Source organism: Myxococcus llanfairpwllgwyngyllgogerychwyrndrobwllllantysiliogogogochensis (assembly GCF_006636215.1).
GTDB lineage: Bacteria > Myxococcota > Myxococcia > Myxococcales > Myxococcaceae > Myxococcus > Myxococcus llanfairpwllgwyngyllgogerychwyrndrobwllllantysiliogogogochensis.
This window is the reverse complement of record NZ_VIFM01000430.1, coordinates 1-5834: the sequence shown is the minus strand read 5'-3', so window position 1 is coordinate 5834 and position 5834 is coordinate 1. Positions and strand designations below refer to the sequence as shown.

The window sequence follows — 5834 nt, the reverse complement described above, 5'->3', positions numbered from 1 at the left end:
GGCGGCGGGGACGCCCAGGGCCGGAGCCCCGATGAGCCCCATCACTCCTCCGAGCACGGCCTCCAGGCCACCGCTCTTGAGGATGTAGCCGTCCGCGCCGGACGCCTTCGTCTTGCCGGCCAGCTCCGCTTCCGAGATGTCGGAGTAGAGGACCAGCTTCGCGGTGACTTTCTTCTGACGCCGCAGGTATTCGACGACATCGTCGCCGAACATCTCCGGCATGTTCACGTCCATGAGGATGAGCGCGAACGGTCCCTCGGTGAGCTTCTGGTCGAGGCTCGCCAGGTCCTGGGCCCCGCTCGCCTGGTAGCCGGCGGCGGTGAGGGCCCGAACGGTGAGCTCCACCAGCATCGGGCTGTCATCAATGACCAGTACGCGCGACATCGTCCTCCTCAAAGGATTCAGGGTGCAACCCTACACCTTTGGTTCAGCGCGGACCATCGAAACGGCGAGCGGCCGGCCTCCATGCGACCTCCCCTTGACCGGTTTTCGTCCCCTCCGGATACTCCGACGCCTTGACCACGACCTCGACTCCCCTCCAGCGAGCACTCCGGATGGCTCCGGACCGTGCCGTGGCCGCTCAGGCCCGGCCGGAGCAGGAGTTCTTTTGCTTCCGGGTGGGAGACCTTCGGTTCGGGGTGCCCAGCGAGAACGTCCTCGAGGTGTTCCGCGCCGGGCTGCTCACCCCCCTGCCCAGGACTCCTTCCTTCATCATGGGCGTCACCGGCCATCGCGGTGAGGTCCTCCCCGTCGTCGACCTCTTGCGCTTCCTCTCCAAGGGAGAGGCGCGCATCGGTCCCCGCACCCGCCTGTTCATCGGCGTCACCGGCAGCATCGTCGCCGGTGTCGTCGCGGACACGGTGCTGGGCCTGCGCCGCATTCCGGTCTCCGACATCCTCCCTCCGCCGCTCGGAGGAGACGCCGCCGCCGAGCACCTGCTCGGCGTGGTGCAGGGCAGCACCACCCAGGACGGCATCAACCTGCTCAACTTCCACAAGCTGCTGCAGACGGCCCGGCAGCGCGCGGTGGCTCGATGAACGACGAGTCACTCGTGGAGGAGAAGGTCGAAGAGGTGGACATCCTCTTCTTCGAGATTGGCAGTGGGACTTTCGGCACGGACGCGTCGCAGGTGCTGCGCATCGACCGCTCGTTGCCGGAGGACATCACCCTGCCGGAGCTGGGGCGCCTCTCCCGAGGCCACCGCGCGCTCGTGTTCGACACGCCGGAAGGAGAAGGCCACCTGAAGGTGGACACCGTCCGGGGTGTGCGCCCCATCCCCGTGACGCAGCTTCGCCGCATGCCCCCCACCGCGGGCGCGGCCTCTTATGCCGTCGGTGTGTGCCTGGAAGAAGCCCGCACCGTTTTGCTGATTGACCTGGTGGAGACCGCCAGGACCCAAGATTCTCAAGGAAGGCACTGACCGCAATGTCCCTGGACACCCCCAACGAGAAGCCCGCGTCCAAGGCCCGCTCCGCGCGCAAGGCCCCCGCCAACAAGGCGAGTGCCGCCGCGCCGCCGGCGCCCCTCAAGGCCTTCACCGACACGCTGCTGACGGTGCTGGCCGGCAACCTCCAGGCCCGCGTCCCCAAGGAACTGGTGGGCGAGGGCGGCGAGGAGATGGCCCACCTGCTCAACCAGGTGCTGGACAACTTCGCCAGCTCCGAGCACCGCAAGCACGTGGCGGCGCAGGAGATCGATCAGGCGCTCGACGCGCTCATCAGCCTGGTGCGCGAAGGCGACCTGTCCCGGTGGAACACCACCACCGAGGACCCCCAGCTCGGGCCCCTGCTGGAGGGCTTCGGCAAGGTCATTGAAACGCTGCGCACCTTCGTGCGGGAGATCAACGAGGCGGCGCTGCGGCTGTCCTCGTCCGCCAACCAGGTGCTGGCGGCGTCCACCCAGCACGAGACGTCCTCCACGGAGCAGGCGGCGGCCATCCACGAGACGACCGCCACCATGGAGGAGCTCAAGCACGCCTCCGCGCAGATCGCCGAGAACGCCGGCAGCGTGGCGCGCGTGGCGGAAGAGACGCTCGGCGCGGCGCGCGCGGGCCGTGGCGCCATCGGTGAGTTCATCCAGGCCATGCAGCAGATCCGCAGCGACGGCGTCGCCGTGGCGGACTCCATCGCGAAGCTGTCCAAGCGCGTGGAGCGCATCGGCACGGTGGTGGAGGTCATCGACGAGATCGCCGACCGATCCGACCTGCTCGCGCTGAACGCGGCGCTGGAAGGCAGCCGCGCGGGTGAGGCGGGCAAGGGCTTCTCCATCGTCGCGGCGGAGATGCGCCGGCTGGCGGAGAACGTCCTGGACTCCACCAAGGAGATCAAGAACCTCATCACGGAGATCCGCGAGGCCACCGCGGCCGCCGCGGGCGCCGCCGAAGCGTCCAAGTCCGCCACCGAGTCGGGTGAGAAGCTGGGCGCCGTCGCGGCCCAGGCCGTGGAAGGCATCCTCGCCGGCGTGCAGGAGACGAGCGACGCGGCCCGCGTCATCAACCTCGCCACCCAGCAGCAGCGCACGGCCACCGAGCAGGTGGTGGCGTCCATGGCGGAGATTGAAGATGTGACGCGTCAGACGACCCAGGCGTCGAAGCAGGCGACGGGGGCGGCGGCGGAGCTCACTCAGCTGGCCGCACGGCTGGCGGAGCTCATCAAGCGCTTCAAGGCCGACTAGCTCTTTTGGGAAGGGGAGGGTGCGCAGCGCTCACCGCCCATGGATACCGAGGCACTCAAGAAATCCCTCCTGAAGAAGTTCCAGGAGGTCACCGCCGACCGCCTCCAGAAGATCCAACTGGGTGTGTTGGACCTGGAGAAGGAGACCGCGGATCAGGCCGCGGACGACGTCGCGCGCGAGCTGCACACGATGAAGGGAGAGGCCCGCATGCTGGGCCTCGCCGCCATCGGTCAGCTCGCTCACGCGGCGGAGGACGTCCTGCGCGCCGAGCGCGAGGGACGCACGGCCACGGAGATCGCCACGGACGTCATGCTCCGTGCCTGCGATGTCCTGTCCGATCTCATCGAGGACATGTCCGGTGCGAACACCGGCACGTCCGCGAGCGAGGACATCGTGCGCGCGATGGCGGAGGTGTCCGGCCAGGCCGCGCCCGCCATTCATGTCGCGAAGCCCAAGCCGCCTCCGGTGGCGGCGCCCGTTGTCGCCGCCCCGCCCCCCGTGGCGGCTCCCCGTCCGGCGTCCGTGGATGCTCCGGCTCCGGCCGTGGCGCACCCTCCGGGCCGTGGTGGGGAGGAGGAGGCTCCGAGCGCGGCGAAGTCGGCCATCGCCGACCGCACGATTCGGGTGAACGTGGAGGTGCTGGACTCGCTGGGCCTGCTCGCGGGTGACCTGCTGGTGGAGAGCGCCCGGGGTCGGCTGCGCAGCTCGGAGACGGAGGCGCTGTTCGAGCGCTTCAGCCGCCTGGGAGATCGCTTCCTGCGGCTGGCCGAGCAGGTGGAGATTCCCAACGAAGTGCGCATGGTGTTGGACCGCGTGGAGAGCGACCTCCACATGCTGCGCGACGATGCGTTCCGCTTCGTGCGGCGCAACGACGACGGCATCAACATCCTGCACGGCAACCTGTCGAAGATGGCGGACCACGTGGCGGAGGCCCGCCTGGTGCCGCTGTCCACGGTGTTCGACGCCTTCCCGCGCGCGGTGCGGGACATGGCGCGCACGCAGACGAAGGAAGTGGACCTGCTCATCGAGAACGCCGACATCGGCGTGGACCGGTCCATGCTGGCCGACGTGCGCGACGCGCTGGTGCACCTCCTGCGCAACGCCGTGGACCACGGCCTGGAGTCGCCGGACACGCGCCAGCAGCTCGGCAAGCCGCTCACGGGCCGTGTCCGCATCCGCGTGCGCGTGGATGGCGACATGCTCCACATCGAGGTGGAGGACGACGGGCGCGGCATCGACCCGGAGCGCCTGCGCCAGGTGGCCGTCAACAAGCGCCTCATCAACGCGGTGCAGGCCGCCGCGTTGTCGGAGCGAGAGGCCATCGAGCTCATCTTCCGTCCCGGTTTCTCCACCCGCGAGCAGGTCAGCGAGCTGTCCGGCCGCGGCGTGGGCATGGACGTGGTGAAGCGCAAGGTGGAGACGCTCGGCGGTTCGGTGGGCGTCAACAGCCGCATCGGCCGTGGCACCACCATCACCCTGCGGCTGCCCCAGTCGCTCGCCTTGATGAAGGTGCTGCTGGTGCGCCTGGGCGACGACGTCTACGGCATGCCCGCCGCCGACGTCGAGGCGGTGATGCGCGTCAAGCCGGATGACCGTCTGGAGATCTTCGGCACCCTCGCCGTGCGGCACCGGGGCAAGCCCACGGCGCTCGTGGCGCTGGGGCCGCTGCTCGGCCTCAACGGTGGCAACCGGTTCGACCGGCCCCCCGCCGTCGTCGTGCGCCATGGCGAGGACCACGCGGCCCTCGTGGTGGACGGCTTCGTGGACGAGCGCGAAGTGGCCGTGAAGCCCTGCGGCGGAGAGTTCCTCAAGGGCGCGCCCTTCATCGCCGGCACCGCCGCGCTGGAGGACGGCCGCATCGCCGTGCTGCTGCATGTCCCCGACATCATGACGGAGGTGCGCCGCATGGCGCGGCCCGTCACCCAGGCGCCAGCCGCCAAGCGGCTCCGGGTGCTGCTCGTGGACGACTCTCCCATTGCCCGCGCGACGGAAGGCGCGCTCGTCAAGGCGCTGGGCCACATGGTGGAGGAGGCCCAGGACGGCGAGGAGGCCTACGGGAAGGTGCAGAACAACAGCTACGACCTCATCCTCACCGACGTGCAGATGCCGAAGATGGACGGCTTCTCGCTTGCGCGGCGGCTGAAGTCGACGCCCGCCGTGGCGCGCATCCCCGTCATCATCCTGTCGTCACTCGCCTCGCCCGAGGACAAGCGGCGCGGCCTGGACGCGGGCGCGGATGCCTATCTCGTCAAGGGAGAGCTGGGCGTGGAAGTGCTCGCGCAGGCGATTGACCGGCTGACCTGAGGAGCGACGTTTTGGGTGGCACGGCCGCGGCGGGGATGGCGTTCAGGGTGCTCATGGTGGGCAAGGGGCTGCGCGCGCTCGCGGCCCGTGGCCTGTTCGACGGCGAGTCGCTCGTCCCGGTGGGGCCCGCCGAAATCGACTTCCCGGGCGCCCTCGTCGCCGTGCAGCGCCACTTCCCGGACGTGCTGCTGGTGGACCTCACCAGCCTGGAGGCCCTGGAGGCCATCGAGCAGGTGATGGCGGGGCGGCCGGTGCCCGTCCTCGCGCTGCATCCGGGCGCGCTGTCCGGCCAGGAGGCGTTCCAGGCCATGGCCCTGGGGGCCCTGGACGTGGTGGAGCGCCCCGCCATCCCCGGCGCGGACTTCTGGGCCCATATCGCGCGCAAGCTGGTGCTGCTGGCCCAGGTGAAGGCCGTGCGCCAGACGCGCTCCTCCGCGAAGCTGCCCAAGGAGGACCTGCCCCCGCCGCCCTTTCCCCTGGTGGCCATCGCCGCGTCCCTGGGTGGTCCAAAGGCCGTTGCACAGGTACTGCGGAAGATTCCACGAGACTTTCCCGCGCCCATCGCCTACTGCCAGCACATCAGCGAGGGTTTCACGGAGGGCCTCGCGCACTGGCTGACGATGGAGACGGCGCTGCGAGTGACAGAGGCGGAGCACGGCATGGTGATGGTGCCGGGGACGGTCTACATCGCACCGTCGGGCAGTCATCTGTTGGTGCGACCCGAGGGCCGGCTGGAGCTGGACTCGGGACCGGCACTTCGGGGCTTCCGGCCTTCGTGTGACATGCTGCTCACTTCGGCGGCGGAGGCCTTCGGCTCGAGCTGTGTCGGGGTCATCCTGACGGGGATGGGGCGGGAC

6 protein-coding genes are annotated in these 5834 nt (G+C 69.8%); 5 read left to right on the top strand and 1 reads right to left on the bottom strand.

All coding sequences use genetic code 11. From position 1 onward, the window contains the following. Positions 1-384, bottom strand: a 384-nt coding sequence (locus FJV41_RS47610) for a response regulator (RefSeq protein WP_141649265.1), incomplete at its 3' end; no start/stop codon positions are given. A 170-nt stretch (positions 385-554) separates the two neighbouring features. On the opposite strand from FJV41_RS47610, the gene FJV41_RS47600 reads away from it, so the two are divergent. The 5 genes from FJV41_RS47600 to FJV41_RS47580 all read left to right on the top strand — a co-directional run. Next, complete coding sequence (locus FJV41_RS47600) at positions 555-1037, top strand: chemotaxis protein CheW (RefSeq protein WP_141649264.1); 483 nt, start codon at positions 555-557, stop codon at positions 1035-1037. Next, positions 1034-1420, top strand: coding sequence for a CheW domain-containing protein (locus FJV41_RS47595; protein ID WP_141649263.1), 387 nt, complete (start codon positions 1034-1036; stop codon positions 1418-1420). The genes FJV41_RS47600 and FJV41_RS47595 overlap by 4 nt, the downstream gene beginning before the upstream one ends. A 5-nt stretch (positions 1421-1425) precedes the next feature. Next, positions 1426-2673, top strand: coding sequence for a methyl-accepting chemotaxis protein (locus FJV41_RS47590; protein ID WP_141649262.1), 1248 nt, complete (start codon positions 1426-1428; stop codon positions 2671-2673). A gap of 39 nt (positions 2674-2712) precedes the next feature. Continuing rightward, a complete protein-coding gene (locus FJV41_RS47585) occupies positions 2713-4977 on the top strand; it encodes a hybrid sensor histidine kinase/response regulator (RefSeq protein WP_141649261.1) in 2265 nt (754 codons plus the stop codon). A gap of 35 nt (positions 4978-5012) precedes the next feature. Beyond that, positions 5013-5834, top strand: an 822-nt coding sequence (locus FJV41_RS47580) for a chemotaxis protein CheB (RefSeq protein ID WP_141649260.1), incomplete at its 3' end; no start/stop codon positions are given.

Bases quoted from the DNA above. Each gene is read 5' to 3' on its own strand.
- FJV41_RS47600 (WP_141649264.1), top strand. From the start codon at position 555: ATGGCTCCGGACCGTGCCGTGGCCGCTCAGGCCCGGCCGGAGCAGGAG.
- FJV41_RS47595 (WP_141649263.1), top strand. From the start codon at position 1,034: ATGAACGACGAGTCACTCGTGGAGGAGAAGGTCGAAGAGGTGGACATC.
- FJV41_RS47590 (WP_141649262.1), top strand. From the start codon at position 1,426: ATGTCCCTGGACACCCCCAACGAGAAGCCCGCGTCCAAGGCCCGCTCC.
- FJV41_RS47585 (WP_141649261.1), top strand. From the start codon at position 2,713: ATGGATACCGAGGCACTCAAGAAATCCCTCCTGAAGAAGTTCCAGGAG.